Source organism: Bradyrhizobium sp. PSBB068 (assembly GCA_016839165.1).
Taxonomy (GTDB): domain Bacteria; phylum Pseudomonadota; class Alphaproteobacteria; order Rhizobiales; family Xanthobacteraceae; genus Bradyrhizobium.
On the sequence record CP069300.1, the window covers coordinates 4,896,400 to 4,917,120 of the forward strand.

Consider the following 20,721-nt stretch of genomic DNA (forward strand, 5'->3'; position numbering starts at 1 on the left):
TTTGCTTATCGTCTTGTCTTTGCCTGGAACGCCTCCACCTCAGATTCGTCCCAAGGCCGTCAGGATAACCTGAGGCGTGAGCGGAATCTCGGTAATTGTTGCGCCGAACGGCCGCAGCGCATCATTGACCGCGTTGGCAACCGCGGCCGCAGCGCCGGCCGTACCAGCCTCGCCCGCCCCTTTTGCTCCCAGCTCCGACTCCTGCGTCGGGGACACCACGTGGCCCACCTCGATGTCGGGCATCTCGCCAGACATCGGGACCAAATAGTCCGCCATGCTGGCGTTGGTCAGCTGACCGCGTTCGTCATAGATGCATTTCTCGAACAACGCCGCGCCGAACCCCTGCACGACCCCGCCCCGGATCTGCTCGTCGACCAGTTGCGGGTTGACGATGGTGCCGCAGTCTTCGACGACCCAATGCTTCAGCAGCGTCACGAATCCTGTCTCGGTATCGACCTCGAGCCACGACGCCTGAACGCCGTTAGTGAACGCAAAGGGATATTGCCGCGGCACGAAATGCCGGGTCGCCATCAACTCCGGCTGGATCCCCTGCGGGAGAGTGTCTGGTCGAAAATAGACAGTCCGCGCCAACTCACTCAACTCGATCCGTGGCGCTCCGTCGTCGGCGTTGACGATGCGGTTGTCGGAGATATCGAGCGCGGCCGGGGTCGATTGCAGGATGACCGCGGCAACATCCAGAATGTTCTGGCGCAGAGCCTTGGCGGCTTGCAACGCGGCCTCGCCGCCGATGCCTGCGCCGCGCGAAGCCCAGGTGCCCCCGCCGTAGGGCGTATTGTCGGTGTCGCCCAGAATCACTCGCACCCGGTCCATCGAAACGCCAAGCACACTGCCCACGATCTGGGCAGTCAGCGATTCCGACCCTTGTCCCTGTTCCGTGATGCTGGTCTGGCAGATCACCGAGCCCTGCGCGTCAAGTCGTACCGCAACGCCATCCTGGGACGAAATCTTCGCGCCGCCGACGCCGTAAAAGGCGGCACTGGGATTGGTTACCTCAATGAAGGTCGCGACTCCGATGCCCCGGTGGACGTTTCTGGTTCGCAGGGCCGCTTGCTCAGCACGCAGGGCGTCGTAGTCCATCATCTGCAGCAGCTTGGCCAACGAGGCGTGATGCGAAAGTTGCTCGAACTTCATGCCGGATGGGGATGCGCAAGGATAGGCATCGTCGGGGATCAAGTTGCGCCGGCGGATCTCGACAGGGTCCATGCCGATCCTCGCCGCGGCAAGGTCGATCAGACCCTCGGTGACGGAACAGGCAATCGGGTGTCCGACTGCTCGGTACTGACACATCACGTTCTTGTTCTGGAAGACAACGCGCGCTCGCGCCCGATAGTTCGGGGTGACATACGGCCCGCCAACCAGATTGACCACCTGGTTGGCCTCGATAGCGCTGGTGCGCGGATACATCGAATAGGGGCCGATCCCCGTCAGGTCGTCGATCTCGAAGGCGGTGATGTTACCGTCCGGCCGGACGCCGATCCGTCCCCTGCATTGGTGGTCGCGGGCGTGAATGTCCGTATTGAAGCTTTCGATACGGTCCGCAACAAACTTAACCGGCCGCCGCAGCAGCCTGGACAACGCGTATGTCGCCATTTCGTCGGCGTAGATATGAACCTTGATGCCGAACGAACCGCCGACATCCTTGCAAACCACCCGGACCTGCGCCTCACTTAGCCCGAGATGCAAGGCCGCGATGTTCTGCACCATGTGGGGAGCTTGCGTGCCCTGATAGATTGTGAGCCGTGCCTCGGCCGCATTCCAGTCGGCAACAACAGCCCGCGGTTCAAGCGTCACTCCGGTGTGGCGCCCAAAGATGAAGTCGGCCTCGACCACCTCCGATTCCGCCAACGCATGGTCGACATCGCCTGCATTGAAGGTCCGTTCAAAGGCAAGATTGTCACCAAGAGACGCGTGAATGACTGGCGTTGCTGGATCGAGCGCAGTACGCATGTCGGTGACGGCCTCGAGTTCCTCGTAGTCGACGGCAACATGCTCCATGGCATCTTCAGCCGCCGCCCGACTGGTAGCGACAATCGCCGCGACCGCCTCACCCTGCCAGCAGACCCGGTCGACCGCGATCGCGTGCTGCGGGGCCGACTTCAATCCCTTCAGATGCGAGAGGACACCGACCCAAGGCGTGACGACAGCTTCAAGCTCAGGGCCCGTGACGATGGAAATGACGCCGGACATACGCCGTGCCGCGTCGGCGTCGATCGCCACGATCCTGGCGTGGGCATGCGGCGATCGCAGAAACACCACATGCGCCATCCGCGGCAATTCCAGGTCACTGACGTACTGCCCGCGTCCTTGCAGCAACCTGTCCAGGTTCGGCCGCGGCACCGTCTTGCCGATATAGGAATTCGGACGATCGAGCACCGAAAGTGTCTGCGTTGGCGCACCGGTTACGGTCATGTTCGCCGCGCCGCACGGGTCTTGGCTGTCGCCTCGACAGCGTCCACAATGGCCTGATAGCCGGTGCAGCGGCAATAGTTGCCGGACAGGTGCTCGCGGATCGCCTGACGATCAGGTACGGACACATGGTTCAGCAAGTCCTGTGCCGTCATCAGCATCCCGGGGGTACAGTAGCCGCACTGCAATGCGTTGCGTTCGCGAAATGCCGCCTGAAGATCGGCGATCTCGCCGCTGTCGGACAGCCCCTCGATCGTCTCAACCGACGCGCCCTGCGCCTGGACCGTCAACATCAGACAGGAGCGAATGATCTCACCATCGATCCGGACGGTGCAGGCGCCGCAGACGCCGTGCTCGCAACCAACGTGGGTCCCAGTCAGTTTCAAATTCTCCCGAAGGAAATCCGCAAGATTGAGCCGCGGCAAGACGAAGGCATCGATGGGTTCGCCGTTGACGATAAGCGAAACCGACACCGGAGTGCTCACCTGGCTCCTCCCGCGTCCAGCTCGGACCGCGCCAGCAATGCGGCCACGCAGCGCCGGAGCAAGACTGTGGCGAGGTGTCGGCGCATCGCCGGACTCGCCTGTTGATCCTCTTGCGGCTCAAGTTCGTCGGCCAGCGCCGTCGCAGCTTCTGCAAGCAGCGCCGGCGTCACGGATGCATTGATGAGCTTTGCGGCAGCAGTTGCCAGCAGAGGCCGTTCGCCAACCGCAAAGAAGCCGAGCCGAAGATCCGAAAACCGGCCAGCTGCGACGACAGCACGCGCAGCGAGACCAACGACGGCGTAGTCGCCATGGCGCCGGGCATATTCTTGAAAGAAGTACGTCGAGCCCTGGCCCGCGATCGGCACCTCGACCGCGACAAGCAATTCGTCCGGCGACAGCGCCGTTTCGTAGATTCCCTTGAAAAATTCGGTCGCAGCAATCCGCCGCTCGCCCGTTGGACCGCGAGCAACTATCGCGGCATCAAGCGCAACAACACAGGCCGGCAGCTCCGACGCGGGATCGGCGTGAGCGAGGCTACCGCCAATCGTTCCGCGGTTGCGAATGGCGGGATGGGCAACGTGGCTGACGGCATTCAGCAACAGTGGAGCATGCAGCGCAATCTCCGGCGATCTGAGCAAGTCGACATACCGGGTCAGCGCGCCAACGACCAGGACGTCTCCCTTCAACGCAATGCCGCGCAACTCGGCGAGGCCGCCGATATCGACCAGTAGCTCCGGGGACAGCAGCCGGAGATTCATCGCTGGCATCAGGCTCTGGCCGCCCGATAGAACCTTCGCCCTGTCGCCATGTGCGGCAAGCAGTTCCAGCGCATTTACGACGCTGGTCGCACGGGCATAGGCGAAAGCCGCAGCTTTCATATGGGCGTGGCCTCCCGGCCCAATTTTGGTTCGGCCGATTAGAGAACCGCCTTGTGCAAAGGTCAAGCTTGGTTATCGAGTGATTATTTGTGCAGCGGGGCTTGTCTTCGTCCTGTGAAGGCCGCAGGTTCCTTACCAACTAAAGTTCAACGCACGAGGAGGAGGATCATGAAGCTCGGTTTCTTTACGATGCCGATCCATCCTCTCGACAAGGACTGGCGGCAATCGCTCCGCGAGGATCGGGAAGCCTTCCTGCTGGCGGATGAGCTCGGCTTTACCGAAGCGTATGTCGGGGAGCATGCCACCGACAAGGCCGAAAACATCACCTCCAGCATCGCGTTCATTGCCTGGCTCGCAGCGGCGACCAAGCAGATCAAGCTTGGGACCGGCACGATCAACCTGCCGAACAGCCATCCGGCGGCGGTCGCGGCATCCGTGGCCATGCTCGATCATATGCTCGATGGCCGCTTCATATTTGGAATAAGCCCTGGCGGATTGCTGTCCGACGCGGAGATCTTCGGCAATCTCGACGCCGACCGCAATGCCATGTTCATCGAGGCGATCAATCAGGTCCTCGATATCTGGGGCGGCAAGCCGCCCTATGATCTGCAAGGCAAATATTGGAATGTCTCGGTCAAAAGGACTCTGATCGAAGACATTGGCCAGGGCGTAGTTGCCCGCCCGTTGCAAGCCCCTCACCCGCCGATCGTGGTGACGGCGGTCGCGCCGTTCTCAAAGGGCGTTACGGAGGCCGCGGCACGCGGCTGGGATCCGATCTCGGCAAACTTCCTGATGCCGGCCTGGGTACGGAGTCACTGGCCCAAATACGTCGAAGGTTGCGAGCGTGTGAACCGGGCAGCCGCCCCTGCCAATTGGCGCGTAGCCAAGAGCGTGTTCGTGGCAAAGGACGCAGCTACGGCGAAGGCCTACGCCACGGCGCCCGATGGTCCCTACGTGTATTACTATCACCAGCTGTTCACGAAGCTGAAGCGCAGTGGCCGGCTTGAGCTGTTCAAGACGCGGCGGGAACAACCTGACGCGGAGGTTACACTTGAGTCGATCTGCAACAAGCTGATCATCTACGGCACACCCGAAAGTGTGGCCGACCAGTTGTTATCGTTCCAGCAGGAGACCGGCCCTTTCGGAACCTTGCTCTATGCCGGCAAGGACTGGAAGGACCGCGAGCTCGGCCGCCAATCGATGATCCTGATGGCGGAGAAGGTCTTGCCGCGCATCAATGCCGGCGGCGCCAGCTCGTCGACGTAAGGGAGTCTCGACATGGCATTCACCGATCGCGTTCCGTACCAAGCACAGGTCGACCGGCCGAAATTGACACTGCCGGGTGGCAAAAAACTTGCCGTCTGGGTCATCCTCAATGTCGAGGAATGGCGCATCGGGAATCCGATGCCACGTACCGTGCTGAGCCCGCCGATGGGCCAGCCCTTGCTACCAGACGTTCCGAACTGGTCGTGGCATGAATACGGCATGCGTGCCGGCTTCTGGCGGCAATTCAAGGCCCTCACCGACCGAAACATACCGGTGACGCTGGCTGCGAACGCCAACGTCTGCAACAGCTATCCGCGTGTGGCGTCCGCAGCGCTCGAGGCGGGTTTCGAATTCATGGGACACGGTTTCGTCCAGGGCCCGATGCACAAGGTCGAGAACCAGGCGGACGCGATCAAGCGTGCGGTCGACACCATAGCCGGTTTTGCCGGCAAGCCACCGCGATCATGGGAGAGCCCGGGCCTGACCGAAACCGAAGAAACGCTCGATCTCCTCCGTCTGAACGGAATTGAATACGTGGCCGATTGGGTGATTGACGATCTTCCGCAGGAGATCGCTACGCCGCACGGAATCGTGACGACGATTCCATATTCGGTCGAGACCAATGATATTGTCATTCACGCGCTGCAGCACCTGCCGTCGGAACAGTTCCTGACGCGCTGCACCGACCAGTTTGATCGGCTGTATCTTGAAGGCGCAGAGAATGCCCGCGTCATGGCTATCTCGGTGCATCCCTACATCACAGGTGTCCCACATCGAATCAAGTACCTCGAAGCCCTGCTCGATTACGTCGTCGGCCACGACGGCGTGGCACTGATGACGGCGAGCGAAATCGGCGATTGGTATCGGGACCAGATGGCAGCGAAGTAATCCGGCTCAGCCGACGACCTCGATCGGCGCCCGCCGGCGATCGGTCGCGCTCTCCGCCATCCGCTCAAATCCCGCAAGGAAGATGTCCAGCGCGTCACTGATCATCCGCGACTTGTCATCAAGGACCGGCGCTTCGTAGATGTACTTGCGTACACCGTAGTAGAAGATGCCGCCGTGAAACACCCAAGCGAGCTCCAACTCGGCAGCGCTCGGCTTGTTCTGCGTCGCGAGGCCGGCGTCGTGGCGGCATTCCCTGAGAATGCGGGTCAGGATCTTGTCCTTGACCATGCCAACATACCAGCGGTTGATATCGAGACCCTTCAGCCCCGAGTAAAGATAGATCCTCAGCCATCTTCGATTGAAGATGGCGTCCGTATAAGCTTCGTAGAATTCCTGCAATCGCACGCGGAGCGGACGCGACCGATCCGACAGCAATTTCTCCCAGCCGATCTCGAGGGGCTCGAGATAGACCTTGCGGTAGACTTCTCGAATGAGATCGTCCTTGCTCGGGAAATACCGATAAAGCAACGGCTGGGTCACGCCGAGTTTGCGGGCCAGCGCACGCGTGCCGCCGCCAAATCCCTCCTCTGCAAAAAGCTCGGTCGCTTTGGTGACGAATTCACTGCGACGGTCAGCAGCTGACAGCCGCTTTCGCTTAGCACGAACTCGTTTGACGGGCATCTTCCGATTCATGATGGCTCGCTGCCATCGTCAGCCAAGGACCGGCCAAAGCTTCCCCGCGCGAACAGCAGCGGATTGCTGGGGCCATAGGCGTAGGCCTCGACCGCTCCCAGGAAAATGACGTGATCGCCGCCGTAGTAGCGGTTCGTGGCCCGGCACTGTAAACTTGCGGCGACGTCGGCAAGTACCGGGGCATTCCCGAGGCCGGGACTCCACTTCACACCCGCAAACTTGTCACCCGACGATCTGGCAAACTGCATCGCCAGCCCCTGCTGCGAGGCGTCAAGAACGTTGACCGTGAAATGGCTGGCATTCTGGAAGATCGGCAGCCCCTGCGAAAACATCCCGAGGCTCCACAGCACCAGCGGCGGATTGAGCGATACCGACGCGAAGGAATTGCACGTAATCCCGTACGGCCGTCCGTCGGCCGACATCGCGGTGACGATCGTCACGCCGGTCGCGAATGTACCGAGCGCATTGCGGAAGTCACGAGGATCGATCGTCGAACTGTCGCTTGCGAGCTCACTGGCCGGTTCCGGTCGATGTTTGGGTGAGTCAGACATCCGGCCAGCCTCAAAGCGTCAGGTTTTCGGATGGCAGCCCAAGTGCCACGCGCCCATAATTGGTGCCCGCCGCGTCGAAATTAAAAGCAAGATGCGAGTTCACCCCATGCGCATCGCGGAATTGACGTTGCAACGCGCCCGAGGTGAACAGGCTGCGCGCACCGCTCGCAGCAAACAAGAGGGACACCGCTTCGGTGCAGAGATTGACCGCAAACGCACCATCGCGCCGCAGCTTCGTTTTCGCAGCAATGCCCGGAACATCCCCAAGCCGAACCCCCGCAAGCACGTTCAAACAGTTCGTACGCATGATCAGCCGCGCGGCATCTATCTTCGCCGACGCTTCAGCGATCTTGATCTGTGTGCTCTGCAGGTCTCCGATCTTGGCACGGTCATATGTCGAGGCGCGGTATCGCGCGATCTCGACATAGTCGTCAAGGCACGCCTGCGCATTTCCCAGGCCGACTCCGGACAAGGCGTAAGGAAACGACGAGAAGACCCGAAGCATGTAGAGCCCGTTCGGATTGGCGATGCTGCCAAGCGTTGCACCACCCGCAAGATCGCTGACGGCAACCGTCATATGCTGAGGAACGAATGCATCGACCACTCGCACATCGTTCGATCACGTTCCACGCAAACCAGCCGCATTCCAGGTATCGTCAACGGCGTAGTCCCGTCTGTTCAACAGGAATAGCCGATAATCGACACCGTCGGCCTCATCATCCGAGGCAACCACGCTCGCCAGCATGTTCCAACCACATGCTACGACCCCCGACGAGACGGGCCGATGACCACTCAGCACGTATCCGGCACGCGTCTTCCTGGCTCGACCGGCCGGGAAGACAAAGGAGGAGGCGATTAGCGTATCCGGGTCCTCTCCCCACACCGTGCTCTGTGCCGCCGGCGCAAACATACCCAGCATCCAGTGGTGGCTCGCAAGATAGGCAAAATTCCAAGAGACCGAGGCGTCGCCCTGCCCGAGGGCATCGGCGCAATCGACGAGCGCAACATAGTCGAGTTCGCTTTCCCCCGACGCGCTTGTGCTGCAGGATTCGAAAGAGCCCGCTGTCGTGCAGATCCCGCTCGGTCTCAGGTGGCAAGCGGCGCAGCTCTTCGGTTCGCGCGGCCCGTTCACGCAAGGTCGGAACAAGCGCTTTCGCTCGTGCGACCATCAGCGAATAATCATCCCGATCCGGCGCCAGCTTCGCGTCGAGCCCGCGGCCAACCTCAACCATGGTCTCTTCCTTCGTTCGATCTCCAAAGCATTCGCACGATCGGAAAGGTCGGCACAGTTTATCGAGCGATTACCGGAGATCAAGACGCGTAACCCCGCCTGCAGCGCATTCAAGACACGGAACTGCCGCCGCTGCCCCCGTTGAGGCGGCGCTTACGGCCGTGACTGGTCAGTGCGCGACAGACGGCTTCGGTTAACAATCGCCGGTTTGCCGAAGGGCTACCTGTGAACCAGCAACGCAGAGAAGCCCGGTGGCCATTCGACCACCAGGCGCCCCAAGTCGTCGAACTGTCGACGGGGCTCAACTCGCCGCGCGGAATTGGACGAGCTCCTTTCGCCAATACAGCGTGTGGTGCCATGCCCAGGGCGAGACAGGCTCGAACAACCGGTAGCCCTGCCGGATAAAATTGTTAGCCGAGAAAACATTATCGGTCGTATCCGAAACAATCGTTGTACAGCCGGCACGCCGCGCTCGTGCCTCCAGTGCCCGAGTAAGGCGCACTTGAAGGCCGTGGCCGCAATGCGGCATCGCAACGCCGACTCGGCAAAGATATCCAGCGTTGGCAACATGAGTCGAGGGAATAACGCCAGCAAACGCGATTGGCTTCGTTTCACGGAAAGCCATCCACCAATGCCCATGCTCAAAATCCGGCACACGGGTCCCGTCACAGAATATCAGCTGATGAAGCTCGGTGAGTGAGTCCGAGACCTCGTCATCATGCGAATCGACTTCGCGAATCCGATACATTGCCGCACCTCAAGAGTTTCATGACCGGCCAAGGTGCCCAGATCTACGACCTGAACGTGTCAACTCGCGCGGGGCGAGGAAGGTTACTTTCCGAGAGTGGCTTTGATGCCCAGCCAAACCGCTCCGAGAAAACCCGTGGCAATGACGGTGATCACCGCCTTAAACGTATAACTCTGCGCCTGCTCGACGCTTCGTCGCCATCGCCGCAGGTGTTGGAAATCGGCGCGCAGCTCGCGTCGATCTCCCTCTTCAAAGCCGAACGAAGTCAAGACAGTCGCGATGGTCTTGACCACCACGGCGTCGATATCGCTTCGGCGCACTCGATCTTGTTCAATCAGTGTCTCCATCACGATCGCTTTGATATCCGCCTCGTGCATTGGATCACCGTCGTATGATGCGCGCGACATTCTCAAACGTACGCTTTCCAAAGTAGAAACCCATGATCATGCCGGCCCAGGTGCTGACATCTCCGGTGAGCTGCGGCGTCGTCCCAAGCCCGAGAACCTTGTCCCAGATGACGCATTTGGCAAAGAATACCAAAGTGACATAGAAGGCCAATTTCTCCGGCTCCAAGGCGTGACCGATCTCGGCGATCTTCAGTTGATTGTGTATCTGCATTTCGGCCGTCTGTGCGGCGATCTCGCTTGCAGCAAGATCGGCAGCGATCTTGCTGTCAATGTTGCCGGCCTTCAGCTTGGCCTGATACGCATCGATGAGCCCCTTGATGACGGGGCCCCCAAGGAAGGAAAGAATAGCCATCCACATCAATCAGCTCTTTCCCATCGACCGCAACCGGGCGACGATCGTGATCGTCGAGATCCCGATCATGGTGTAGGCGAGATATTGGGGATTGTTCTTCAGCGCTTCCATGACTTGGGACTTGAGGTCTGGATCGCCGAGAGCCGACGCGATCGGATCAAGCCACTGGAAGACGGTTCCAATACCGGTCAGCAACAGGCCCCAAACCACGGTCACCGATCGTCCGGTCAGCGCCCAGGCCTTGCCCCAGAACGTATCGGCCTCGACGTAAAACGACTTGAGGGCTGGAATTGCGTGCAGGATCGGCCGCAGGACGATGAGGTAGGCGCAAAGCAGTCCGGGCAAGGTGAGGAAAAGCCAAAGCATGGTCATTTCTTTCCGAAGAGAAATTTGAAGAGGTCAACAAAAAAGGCTCCGAGGGAGCCTTTGGCAGGAGTGCAGATCGATGGGGTGACCGGAGGTGGTTTCCGAGGCGGCGAAGGCGACCTTGGTGCAGGGATGATCTTCGCCCCCGAGAAGGTGATGGTCGGGTCGAGATGCATCATCGCCGCCAACAATCCGGCGCAGCCCAACTGCTGATCCACGACGTTGGCGTCGTAGACCCCGTCCCGAACGTATTTGCCCGACACGTACTGATCCGTGCCGGACCAGATGTAGGGCGACGGCCGTCCCCGAGCAGCGTAGCCGAGCCCGTTGTATCGCTCGAGCATGGTCAGCGTGCCGCCGATCGACCAATCCTGGTTGCGAGCGGCGAAGGGCGCGCAGTTGACTAGCGCATCATAGGCACCGTCTTCCCAGGTCCTAAAAGGGCCCCTTCCCTTCGGCACGTGAACAGAGACGCTTCCGAGCGGATCACCCTGCCCAAGCTGCGTGTTCCAGTTCTGGGAGGCTTCGCGCTCATGGACAACCGCAATGAAGAACCAGGGGACGCCGGTCCTGGCTGATACAGTTTGGTAGCGAGCCTTGGCGTGCGGTGCGACAAGTCGCCTCGCAACTGACAAAGAGCTTCGTGTTAACTGGGCCCTCGCCCAGCGGCTCGCATTCGCGACCTTTAGGGCAACGAGTTCGGTCATAATATCTCCAATGGAGCAGGCGCTAGGAGATCGGCATGAGCTAACAATTCGATTATGGTATTATTTTACTGGAGGACTTTTCAGTTTCTCAAGATTGTCTATCGTGGGTTGTGGTGCTAAGCAGTGCACGAAATGAAGCGTGCCCTGCCCTGGTTGGTATCTGCAGTTCTGTTTGTCGCGTTCGGCGCGAGCTTCTCGGAACTGCAGCGCATGCGAAAACGCTTCGGCGAAGTAACCCGCCACACGTTCCATGACCATCAGGACGTCCGAAAAACGGCGATCCGGTATGCCTTAAGCGGCTTGGACCGCCCGATCGTATTCATGGGTGACAGCATCACGGAAATGGCGCGCCTTCCCGAAGCGATCGCCGGCCGCCCGGTGGTCAACGCCGGGATAGCGGGAGCAACCGTTGATGACTTCAATTCGATAGCGCTTTCGCTCCTAGACGATCACAAGCCATCCGTCATCGTCATTGAACTCGGGACAAACAATCAACTAGGCACCATTCGCACTGGCTATCGCTCGCTGTTACAAAAGCTGAGGGGAACGTCTGCACTTCTGCTTGCGGTTGGGGTAACGCCGCAGGACGGAGCCAACGAAAAGAACGCCGAGATCAAAGCAGCCGCCGCAAGCGAATGCATCCGCTTTATCGAGCTTAACGTGCCGGCGGGATCAACATTTCCGAATGACGTTCACTTGAGCGCCTCCGGATACGCCGCTTGGAGGACGGCAATCATTGCGGCAGTTACAGATCTAAACAGCTAGACGATCCGCATAATGTAGTTGCAGACAATCGAGGGTTGAACTGTTGAAAACGGTTGGTTAATACCGCCCTGCGCAACACCGACGAAAGCGCTTGACACGGCAATTCCGCTCATTGTGCCAGCGCCAAGATTGTATGTGAATCCGTCTGGAACCGTCATCCATGCCTGGTTTCCGCCTCCTGAGTAACCAATTCCGGTACGGTTCACGTTTGTAGAAATTACACTGCTTACATATCCAGATGGAGTATAGGGCGGCAGGTTTACAACACTGAGCGTCTGCGTTTGAGAACCGCCTACTCCACCAGCAACCAACGAGTTAAATACTAGGCCGGAAATTCGGCCAGTTCCTCCATCGGCCGCCACGGATGCCCGCCCACGCTTGTCGGGCAGGTTGAATGTGGTCGAGCCGTCACCGCTCCCGTAAAGCGTTCCAATGAAGGAAAACAGCGTCGCATAAGTCACACGCGAAATCGCCTGTCCGATCGGAAAGACAAACGAGCTGTTCGGAGCGGTGGGTGCCCAATAGTCCATTCCGGCCGCAAGCGGTACATTGTACGGATTGCCAAAGAAGCCATGCAGGTACCATGCTGCATCGGAGTTATTGTAGGTAGCAGCATAGGGCGTACCTTGGATAATAACGCCGGCTTGCAACTCGACGCCAGGCGCGGTTCTCAGCGGACGGTTGCCGAGCCCATCCACGTTGATGACGGTTATCCCTCCGTTGGTGATATGTGGCGTGAACGCAATCATCGCGCCGTTTAGGCTCGTGAAGCTGTCGAATTGCTGATAGCTGGACAGCGCGTACGAGGTGCTAGATCCACTCGTAACGATCGCGCCGGCGATATCGTCGCGATACTTCGCGGTCGCCGCCATCATCGCACGGGCAGAGTCATTGACGCTCGACGGAGCCTGCCCCTCCTGCCAATTGATTGAGCTGTCGGCGGTCGCATCCGAGGCCGCCACGCGCGACCACTTAAAGAGAGTCATGATACCTTCCTTGATGAATTCGTCGATGGGCGGACGTCACGCCGCTATTCCGCGCGACCGAGTTGGAGATATTGTGTGCACGGACAAGCCGGAGCTCGCGCGATCAGGAGGTTGCGGATCACGCCCACTGGCACGCCGGGGCTTTCCGCGGCTACGGCCCGTGCCCGTGCATCGATGATGGCTTCAATTTCGACACGAAGTTCATTGATGCGGCTTTCGAGGGGTGGTGTGCGTGCTGGTCTCATCCTGGATCCCTTCTAACTCTGTGCGAGGTGTTCGCTGCAGCGCTTCAAGTTGCCGCAGCGCTAACGCCGCTGCGTTCTGAGCGCGCCGCAACGCCTTGTCGCGACGTGTCTCATGGGCGGCGACGAATATCTGCAGATCGTAAGGCAGTAACCGAAAGCGCCTCTTGCGATCGTCCGGCCAGGATCTCGGCGGTTCGATGCCGGAAATCTGGGCGATGGCGGAGGCTACCGGTCCTCCGAGCGTCGGGTCGGCGAGACCCGCCGATACGTGCATCTTCGAGATCTCCTGCACGGCCGGCCAGAGCCGCTCGATACCGAGGGACGCGCAGTCGGCCACGAACCGGGCAACGGCGTCGGGCACGGCCGGACATGGGGTCACGCCACGCAACGCGCACCAGCGGACAAATGTCGGCGCAGCCTGCAAACGAGCCTGCGCGAGCGCTGCCAGCACGGGGTTACCCATCGTCTGCTTCAGCGCTTCGCCCTGCGCAATGCGTGGTGGAGGCTTGTCATTCTCCGCCGCAGCTCCTGGAGGCGCACATGACGCCTAAGACTATGCGAGCCTGAACCGATCTCTCCGTCGAGCTCGGCTTCGAGCCCATCCAGGGCGACCACGCGCTTGTTCAGGCCATAGAGCGCAAAGTTGTCGGCGATATCGTCAATGGTAGCAGGCTGGCCACAGGCCTTTTCCGTGATGGATTCTGCGTACTCGAGAAGATTACGGTCGTCTGTCATTTCAAAACCCAATTGAAGAGAACTGAATTGGTGAACATCCATCGAGTTAGCTAGCCGCCGAACGTCGTCGAGAGCAGGAAGGGACCGGGGAGCCAACCGGCGGTTGCCGCATGACTCATCCGCTAACCAGGCAGCACAAATAGCTTCCGAGTCTAACGCATCAGCGCCTGATGGCCTTCCGCGCATGATAAAGCGCTACGGCGTCCTTGATGTCGCCGGTGCTCGAAAGCCTCGCGTTGAGGGTCCGAAGATCCGCGTTCTCACGCTCGCCGCGTGACGCCGCGGAGCCAGGTCGCTGCACCGGCGGCAGTGGCCTGGTCGTGACGGAATCCTTCGCCTTCATCATGAGACGATACTTTCCCGCATCATACATCATTCGCTGGAAGGCGGCGTTGCGCATCAGCGGTTCGGTGTTGAGCAAATGCGTCAGCTCGGAAGCCTCGATTCCACTCGCCCTGGCCGACGCGATGATCTCCTGCATCACGGCGCGCTGGGTCTCGACGGGTTCTCCCTTGAGCATGGCGTCGAAGCGCGCGTCCTCTGATTTCGCGTGAGCGCGAAAGGCGCGATGCGCGGCTTCAGTCTGCCGTTGGCTCTCCTGCCGATGTTGCGCAAGGAGCTGGTCCGTTGCCGCGATCGCGCTCTGAACATGTGCGAATTTCGCGGGATCCTGCCGCGACAACTGTTCGAGGACGCCAGGCAAGTTTTCAAACGGAATGCCGACGAGCTCAGGGAACTGGTTGATGAAGCTTGCTTGCGCGATCTGCGTCGCGCCGGTCAGGGCATCGAGATAGCCCTGCCGGACCTTGTGCGTCTCTGCAATCTCCTCATCGATCGCCTGACGTACCTGGGGATGCTCCAGCGCCTTCGCCAAGGCGGGATCGAGACCCCCGCCGAAACCGGCTTCGGCGCCTTCCGTCCCCGCGTGGTCCTTGTTTAGCTCGACACCATCCAGGTCCGCGTCGGGCAGCTCGAAACCGTAGAATTCGGCCGCTTCCGGGTTCTTTGCGAGCGCCTCCGCACGCAACGCGTCCACCCGTTCGGCCAATCGGTCGGCACCTTCGCTGTCGGCGATCAGCTTCTCGGCCGCAACCGCGGCCGCGTAGTCACGGCTCGCACGGCTTAGGGTTACGGCTTCATTCGCCGCGGCGGGTTTGCCCTCCGCGTCACGATACTGCCTGACAACCACGTCCCCAGATTGCTCGGAGATCTTTTCCGCGGCTTCACGAAGGGACGCAGTGTCGCTGCCGATCGCCCCTTGTTCGTCCGACTTCCGGTCCGGCATCGCCTTGTAACCGGCGATTGCGAGATCGTGCGCCGCACCAGTCAGATCGTTGCTTGATTCATCGGACATTGTTCAGACCTCTCCTTCGCAGGTAAGCGGCTGGGCCTCGACCAGGCATGATCCCCGGCGTCGACGTGCCTTGATCGTCGGGAGTCTCAGGGGTGGGTTGGCCAGTCCAGCCAACCGAACGCTGACCGGTGTTAAAGCCCGTAATGCCGTTGGCGAGCGCTGCGAATGGATTGCCTAACGGGGTATGTGCCCAGCTCTGAAAACCGGCGTTCAATCGATCGCCGAATGTCGGCGCGGTAGCCGGCGCAGGAGGCTCCGCGCGGCCGAATTGCGGCATCCAATAGTCCCCAATTCGCATGTTGAGCGTCTGTCCATCGTCACGCGGCCAGCTTGAGGGCGCCGTCTGAGGTGAAGCGGGTACTGGCGCTCCATCGACCAGGGCTGTTTCGCGATTGTTTGCCGGCAGACCGGGACTCGCCGCGACGGGAACGGGCGGAAACGGAGATCCTGGCGCGGGCTGGTCGAAGCTCAGCTGCGGCTGCAGGGAGAGCAGCCGCCCATACAATCCTCCACCTGGTTCAAAATGCCCTGGATCAAAGTTCAGGTAGTCGTCAAGCAATCCCATTAGCGTGCCTCGCCGAGCTTGCGGGAGCTCTCGGTCGCGGCGCGATAGTCGACCGCCTTGTAGCCGTTGATCTCCAGGACAGCATGCGGCGCAGTCAGCTCCACATCCTGCGCCATCAGGCCGATGTGGTAAGCGGGCGCTCCCTTGTAGCGATAGCCGTAGACCGGCGTCCCATCGAACAGCGCGCCGACGGCAGCTATATCTTCCTTCAGCCGCATGTCAGACGGCATGAACTTGAACAGGCTGCCGATGCCGTTAGCAATCGCCCCGAACTGCTGCGCTCCGGACAATTGCTGAGTGGTATTCGTCGTCCCGTTGCTCTGCTGGCCGAGTTGCGCGATCGGTACGCCGATCTGCGCGAGCAGGCTCAACGCTTGCACCGGAATGCCGCGCCGCTGCGCCTCCGCCGCGAGCGTTGCGTTGGCGCCGTAGTTCTGCGCATCGAGCGCAGATTGTGCCGCGGTCACGCCTTGGCCCTGGTTGGTGAGATAGTTCTGTTGCATACCGCTGAGCGTATTCGCAGTGGTGTTGCCGGCTCCGTAGAGCGCATTCGCCGCATTGAGCTGGTTGGCGACATCCTGGTTGTATTGCGCGGCTATCACCGGGGCCTCCGCGGCGGCAACCCCGCGCCCATAGGCCATCTGGTTGGCTCCGCTGAGGTCACGCCCCGCCGCGGCGAACTGCGAGTTGATGCTGTTGCCGACATCGCTCCGGATCTGCGCCAATTGCGCCGTCAGTGCCGGATTGTTTCCGATCATGCTGCCATTGGCATAAGGCGTGAGCTGTCGTTGCAACGTCGCAAGATTGTCCTGCACGTTTCCGGCCTGCGCATTCGCACTGCCGCCGTTCAACAGCGACTGCGCATATCCACCGATCTGACCCGCGTACGGATTGCCCAGCGCGGCGTTGCTCTGTAGCGTGTTGAGTGCGCCGGTTTCCGCTGCCGTCGCCCCCGTGTTGTTCAGTCCTGTGCCAAGTTGGCTCAGAATGTTCTGCAACATCGGCTGTGCCGCTGCCCATGGAGCGGTTTGCGACTGCTGCGTTTGGGTCGATGAAGATTGGCCACCCATCGGATGCCTTCCTTTCATGGTTTGATTGACAAGCAAATGCAGTCGCACTGCATCGGATGCAGGCGTCCGGCACGCTTTGCGACGACCGGCGGTTGGATTGATCTATCGACGTGTGTCGAAGATAGGTACCGGCAGGAATTGCACCGGCTCCCTGCTCACCAGCCCCAAAAGTGACCGCTCGGCGGGCGCCTGCTCGCTCGCGAGACCACTTGCTGCTACCGGAGAATTCGGTACCGCTGGAACGCCAGCTCTGCGTCCTGGCGGCGATGACGCGCCCGCGGTTAGCACCGTTCTAGTCTCCCGCCTGCTCCATCATTGCCTGAAACGAACAAAGCAACCTCCGGGCGTCATAGTCTGGAGACATCTCAACATCGATACGGTCGCGGCTGCTCATGAGTGGCTCCGTGAAAATAACAGGACAGGTAGCGGACAATAGGACGCGGGTCGCCCGCCGGCCGGCAGCGGTCGCGTGTCTGAACAATTGGCATGGAAGTCACCTCTCGATGACCTCTGCGAGACTATCGGTTATCGGATCGCAACTAGTCGAAAGCGCGCTCGAGCGTGCATTGTGGCACCGTCAGAAACACTTGAAATACCATCGGCGCGCATGACCGCCTGTAACTGTCTCGCTGAGCCCCCTGTCGACAAAACTCAATTGAGCAATCAGCCCCATGTCATCGGCAATCTGAAACTCGAATGTCCTCTTCACCGGTGCGCGAGGGGCTGGAAGCTCCCGCAACAAGCGTCCTTGCGTCGTACCGAGGATGTCTGTTGCCGCGATCTTCAGCCATCGCTGACCGTCATGAAGGTCTGCAGGAGAGGCCTTTTTCAACGCATCGCAGGTCGCTTGATCACCTACCCAAAATCCACGGAATTCCGACGGGAATTCGGCCTCAGCGGCGGCCAAGATTGGTGAGCAAAAAATCAAGAAAAAAGCGGATACCAAAGCAATTCGCATTCAACATACCTCGCGACGTCTCGACCGCTTTGCCAATGTCTCGACCGCTCTGCTGGAGATCATTTCAGATTCCACCGGTCAGCATCTCAAATATGTAGCAACGCCACGCGCCTGGATGATTCGTTCGACGAGCCGATCGTCACGCGTCAATGCCAATTCCGACATAAGGTGATTGTCCGAAAACGTCTGGATAGCAACCGACAGCCGCGTCGAAAGAAAACTCAGGCTGTCGATCGGTAACTCACCGAAAAACCGTCCCTGCGTCGAACCGAGGACATCGGTTGCAGTTATCTTCAGCCAGCGCTCGTCTGCGCGAAGCGATCCGGGCCCTCTGCTCTTCAGGATATTGCAGGTCGATTTCTTGGCAACCCAGAAGCCCCGCATTTCATTCGGAATCTCATCAGCCGCGACGGCGACAGATGCACCGGGCAGCAAGAGCAAGAAACACAACAAGATGGTTCGCATGACGGCGCCTGTCAGAAGGATCAGACCGGACAGAGATGATCAATCGGCAAAAGCTGCGCGAGCGCGATCATGAACATCGCTGATATGTTCCGATTTCGCGTCGGCCTTCACCGAGCAAGATCTCGCGAAGCTGACCGTGGGCGGAAAGCGTCAGCAGAACGATCGCCCCTTTTGCATCCAGGGTCTGCATTTCGGCTGACACCTCGGCGGTCGAAGCGGCCGGAGCCTGGCCGGCGACCTCCTTCAAAAAGCGGCCCTCCGTGGAGCCGAACACACCCTTGGCAGATATCTTCAGCCACCGGTGGTCGCCGTGAACATCTGCTGCAGTTTGCGTTTTCCAATATTCGCATGTCTCCTTGGCTTCCCCCCACAGTCCGCGAAGCGGAGGCGGAAACTCCTCACTGGCGCCATACGACGGCCAGGACAACATGACGAAAACCCACGCCAGAAGAAACCGCATCCAACCTAACCTGCGCATGCAACCACAAGCTTAGTAGTCGCCTACCATTGAACAAACAGTGAACAATGTCAATCCCCGTTAGCATCGCTCAAGCCTGGACAATCCGGCCTCAAGACCGTGATCTCCTTGTCCATGATTACATGCTTCTCACGATAGCCGTCGAGCACACGCAGCCAACCTTTGCGACCGTAGATCCGCACGCGCGTGCAGCCTTCATCCCTTGCGTAGGCTTCGATCCCGTCGAGCAGCGGCAGCCAGCGCTTCATCCCGGACCCGCCGCACGCGGTGATGATGCAGACCTTGCCGATATCGGAATTGATGAGGACTGTCGTAGCAGCCGCCTCGATCGCATTTCCATTCCACGCGAACCACAAAAGACTGCGCCCCGATAGAACATCGGCGGCGATATCGCCAAACGCGTTCAATGTAGTCCGTCGACAGGCCTCCCTCAGCAGTTTAGCGATATGCGGCCAGAACTCATGCACCTTCGTGGGCGCAACGCAGATTAGTGCGGAGGTTAAGCGAGCACTCATCGACCACCTCACGCATTCACAACTAATCTCGCGAACGCGAGCAAGTCACATCATATCGTTAGCTGGCTTGAACGGAGGCAGTTCGTCCGGACTGCCATCGCATGCTCGCTTTGGACGGAATTCATTGTATCGTTCGAGGACGTTCTTCCGAATGAATCCCGGTGGCGCACCGTCCACGAAATCGCGCTCGCGCCCAATGTCGGGAACACCACGCACAATCTGCAGCGACATGATATCTTCGAGGACATCTGATAGCTCGCTACCTCGCCCGAGCATCAACAGTATCCGAGCCTTCTGGCCAAGCGCTTCTCTGCGCCAACACTTAGTCCGATAGGCACGCTCCAGCGCAACATCGATCCACTTTAAGGCTTCCTCAGGTCGATCGAGCGAGTAGAGGCAAATGTTGGCTTTGCTCATCGCACAGCGAACATCATCCGAATAGCGCCGCATAACCTCATCTAGGACCTCCAGCGCTTCGTCATCCCGCTCGGCTTCGCGCAGGAGCCAGACCAACTCATTGAGAATAAAGCGACGATCACTATCGCACGCACTCGACGCGCGATCTTTGACAATACAAATCGTCGAATGCAGCGAACTCTGACTTCGGAGCTCCCTGATCCAATCCCCCAATTCCTTTGCTGTACCGAACGACGCTATGGCTACACCTTACAGCCGAGTCGAATCATGGTTTCCGCAGGGAACGCTACTAGACTTCTGCGAAGGATATCATTGCTGGTTCACCGAGCGCAATCCTTGTTCCTAGCGCTGGTCATTGAACCAATTCTCTTCATCCTGCTCATTCCATTCGTTGGGCTCATCTAGTGCAGGTCGTCTCCCATTCTTGTTGCACGCGAAATACCTTTCCCATGCCCGATCCTTGCAACCCTGAAGGAAATCGTCCCACGGATATCCAACTTGTCCGCTATCACGACGCTCCTGCCACGTCTGCCAGCATCTACTTGTTTCCTCACCCCGTCTCTCAGTGCAAAAGTCACCGCCATCATTTCCGCGGCTGTTGCTGCCGCCGCTACCGCCGGCTCCAGTGCTGGTCGCGCGGCTAGCGGCGCTTCGTCTGCGCGATTTACCATATGGAGCCAACGACGGCGCCGCAACGTTCGGCAAACGCTCTCGATCACCCAAGACGGGAGGGCTCGCAGCATCACCGTCAGGCGGAATGCGCATCAGTAGCCTAGCATCTGGATCATGCGGTCCCGAACTAAACCCGTGGTTCGGCTTATTTTCAGGCTGCCCTCCCTGTGGATCGGCTGGCGTTGATAGATTTTTGTTTTCATCGCGTAGGATTGATTGCCGCCATTGCTCGTACTTCAGAATCAGACCAAGCAGTCCACTAAGCGGACTTGGCGGGCGAGGCGGCTGCTCCCCACCAGAATCAGATTGAACGGGCGGCGAGGGAAACGGATTGGGCATTCCGTACGGAACAAATCTAAATCCTGGAAATCGAGGAGCCATTGAAAACTTCCTTGCTAGAAGAGAGAGCATGGTCACAAGACGCAACGCGGTGCGGCCGGGCGGCGGCCGTCCGGAATGCGGGCTTTCTGAGAGCAGCCAGCGCTCAAACGCGATGC

At 59.7% G+C, this 20,721-nt stretch carries 23 protein-coding genes and 1 pseudogene; 3 read left to right on the plus strand and 21 right to left on the minus strand.

All coding sequences use genetic code 11. The annotated features are described in order from the left end of the window. Positions 1 to 39: 39 nt before the first annotated feature. Genes JQ507_22830 through JQ507_22840 form a run of 3 tightly spaced genes read right to left on the minus strand, consistent with a single transcriptional unit; the run spans position 40 to position 3,790 of the window. Positions 40 to 2,430 carry a xanthine dehydrogenase family protein gene (locus JQ507_22830; GenBank protein ID QRI67790.1) on the minus strand — a complete coding sequence of 797 codons (2,391 nt, stop codon included), beginning with the start codon at positions 2,428 to 2,430 and terminating at the stop codon, positions 40 to 42. Next, positions 2,427 to 2,912 (minus strand): (2Fe-2S)-binding protein, encoded by a 486-nt coding sequence (locus JQ507_22835; GenBank protein ID QRI67791.1) that lies wholly within the window; start codon positions 2,910 to 2,912, stop codon positions 2,427 to 2,429. Before JQ507_22835 ends, JQ507_22830 begins: the two co-directional genes overlap by 4 nt. Beyond that, positions 2,909 to 3,790: a xanthine dehydrogenase family protein subunit M gene (locus JQ507_22840; protein ID QRI67792.1), complete on the minus strand. Its 882-nt coding sequence runs from the start codon at positions 3,788 to 3,790 to the stop codon at positions 2,909 to 2,911. Before JQ507_22840 ends, JQ507_22835 begins: the two co-directional genes overlap by 4 nt. Before the next feature lie 168 nt (positions 3,791 to 3,958). Here JQ507_22840 and JQ507_22845 point away from each other — a divergent pair, with 168 nt between their 5' ends. Beyond that, a complete protein-coding gene (locus JQ507_22845) occupies positions 3,959 to 5,056 on the plus strand; it encodes an LLM class flavin-dependent oxidoreductase (GenBank protein QRI73467.1) in 1,098 nt (365 codons plus the stop codon). 12 nt (positions 5,057 to 5,068) lie between these two features. Then, positions 5,069 to 5,944, plus strand: coding sequence for a polysaccharide deacetylase family protein (locus tag JQ507_22850; protein ID QRI67793.1), 876 nt, complete (start codon positions 5,069 to 5,071; stop codon positions 5,942 to 5,944). A gap of 6 nt (positions 5,945 to 5,950) precedes the next feature. Here JQ507_22850 and JQ507_22855 read toward each other — a convergent pair whose 3' ends face one another. The 8 genes and pseudogenes from JQ507_22855 to JQ507_22890 all read right to left on the minus strand — a co-directional run bounded on the left by JQ507_22855 (position 5,951) and on the right by JQ507_22890 (position 10,999). Next, the gene (locus tag JQ507_22855) at positions 5,951 to 6,637 is read right to left on the minus strand and encodes a TetR/AcrR family transcriptional regulator (protein ID QRI67794.1); all 687 of its coding nucleotides are present in this window, start codon (positions 6,635 to 6,637) and stop codon (positions 5,951 to 5,953) included. After that, positions 6,634 to 7,188, minus strand: coding sequence for a flavin reductase family protein (locus JQ507_22860; protein ID QRI67795.1), 555 nt, complete (start codon positions 7,186 to 7,188; stop codon positions 6,634 to 6,636). Before JQ507_22860 ends, JQ507_22855 begins: the two co-directional genes overlap by 4 nt. A gap of 10 nt (positions 7,189 to 7,198) precedes the next feature. Further along, positions 7,199 to 8,420: pseudogene (locus JQ507_22865) on the minus strand (acyl-CoA dehydrogenase). A gap of 300 nt (positions 8,421 to 8,720) precedes the next feature. Beyond that, positions 8,721 to 9,167: a GNAT family N-acetyltransferase gene (locus JQ507_22870; protein ID QRI67796.1), complete on the minus strand. Its 447-nt coding sequence runs from the start codon at positions 9,165 to 9,167 to the stop codon at positions 8,721 to 8,723. Positions 9,168 to 9,250: 83 nt separating this feature from the next. Further along, positions 9,251 to 9,544, minus strand: coding sequence for a hypothetical protein (locus JQ507_22875; protein ID QRI67797.1), 294 nt, complete (start codon positions 9,542 to 9,544; stop codon positions 9,251 to 9,253). Between the two features lie 4 nt (positions 9,545 to 9,548). Beyond that, the gene (locus JQ507_22880; GenBank protein QRI67798.1) at positions 9,549 to 9,932 is read right to left on the minus strand and encodes a hypothetical protein; all 384 of its coding nucleotides are present in this window, start codon (positions 9,930 to 9,932) and stop codon (positions 9,549 to 9,551) included. Between the two features lie 3 nt (positions 9,933 to 9,935). After that, positions 9,936 to 10,292: a hypothetical protein gene (locus tag JQ507_22885; protein ID QRI67799.1), complete on the minus strand. Its 357-nt coding sequence runs from the start codon at positions 10,290 to 10,292 to the stop codon at positions 9,936 to 9,938. A 2-nt stretch (positions 10,293 to 10,294) separates the two neighbouring features. Then, complete coding sequence (locus tag JQ507_22890; protein ID QRI67800.1) at positions 10,295 to 10,999, minus strand: hypothetical protein; 705 nt, start codon at positions 10,997 to 10,999, stop codon at positions 10,295 to 10,297. Between the two features lie 132 nt (positions 11,000 to 11,131). Here JQ507_22890 and JQ507_22895 point away from each other — a divergent pair, with 132 nt between their 5' ends. Then, positions 11,132 to 11,764 (plus strand): hypothetical protein, encoded by a 633-nt coding sequence (locus tag JQ507_22895; GenBank protein ID QRI67801.1) that lies wholly within the window; start codon positions 11,132 to 11,134, stop codon positions 11,762 to 11,764. Here the strand turns inward: JQ507_22895 and JQ507_22900 are convergent. From JQ507_22900 to JQ507_22945, 10 genes are all read right to left on the minus strand, one after another. Continuing rightward, on the minus strand, positions 11,761 to 12,750 hold the full coding sequence (locus JQ507_22900; GenBank protein ID QRI67802.1) for a tail fiber protein: 990 nt from the start codon (positions 12,748 to 12,750) through the stop codon (positions 11,761 to 11,763). The two genes, JQ507_22895 and JQ507_22900, sit on opposite strands and share 4 nt — an antisense overlap. 201 nt (positions 12,751 to 12,951) lie before the next feature. After that, positions 12,952 to 13,458, minus strand: a complete 507-nt coding sequence (locus JQ507_22905) for a hypothetical protein (protein ID QRI67803.1) — start codon at positions 13,456 to 13,458, stop codon at positions 12,952 to 12,954. Between the two features lie 8 nt (positions 13,459 to 13,466). Further along, positions 13,467 to 13,730, minus strand: a complete 264-nt coding sequence (locus tag JQ507_22910; protein ID QRI67804.1) for a hypothetical protein — start codon at positions 13,728 to 13,730, stop codon at positions 13,467 to 13,469. Between the two features lie 160 nt (positions 13,731 to 13,890). Continuing rightward, complete coding sequence (locus tag JQ507_22915; protein QRI67805.1) at positions 13,891 to 15,084, minus strand: hypothetical protein; 1,194 nt, start codon at positions 15,082 to 15,084, stop codon at positions 13,891 to 13,893. A gap of 564 nt (positions 15,085 to 15,648) precedes the next feature. Beyond that, on the minus strand, positions 15,649 to 16,719 hold the full coding sequence (locus JQ507_22920; protein ID QRI67806.1) for a tail fiber domain-containing protein: 1,071 nt from the start codon (positions 16,717 to 16,719) through the stop codon (positions 15,649 to 15,651). A gap of 577 nt (positions 16,720 to 17,296) precedes the next feature. Then, positions 17,297 to 17,677, minus strand: a complete 381-nt coding sequence (locus JQ507_22925; GenBank protein QRI67807.1) for a hypothetical protein — start codon at positions 17,675 to 17,677, stop codon at positions 17,297 to 17,299. Between the two features lie 78 nt (positions 17,678 to 17,755). Beyond that, complete coding sequence (locus JQ507_22930; GenBank protein QRI67808.1) at positions 17,756 to 18,142, minus strand: hypothetical protein; 387 nt, start codon at positions 18,140 to 18,142, stop codon at positions 17,756 to 17,758. Between the two features lie 67 nt (positions 18,143 to 18,209). Beyond that, positions 18,210 to 18,602 (minus strand): hypothetical protein, encoded by a 393-nt coding sequence (locus JQ507_22935; protein ID QRI67809.1) that lies wholly within the window; start codon positions 18,600 to 18,602, stop codon positions 18,210 to 18,212. 68 nt (positions 18,603 to 18,670) lie between these two features. Next, entirely contained in the window at positions 18,671 to 19,108 is a 438-nt protein-coding gene (locus JQ507_22940; GenBank protein QRI73468.1) for a hypothetical protein, read from the minus strand. A gap of 72 nt (positions 19,109 to 19,180) precedes the next feature. Beyond that, the gene (locus tag JQ507_22945) at positions 19,181 to 19,765 is read right to left on the minus strand and encodes a hypothetical protein (protein QRI67810.1); all 585 of its coding nucleotides are present in this window, start codon (positions 19,763 to 19,765) and stop codon (positions 19,181 to 19,183) included. Positions 19,766 to 20,721: the final 956 nt, after the last annotated feature.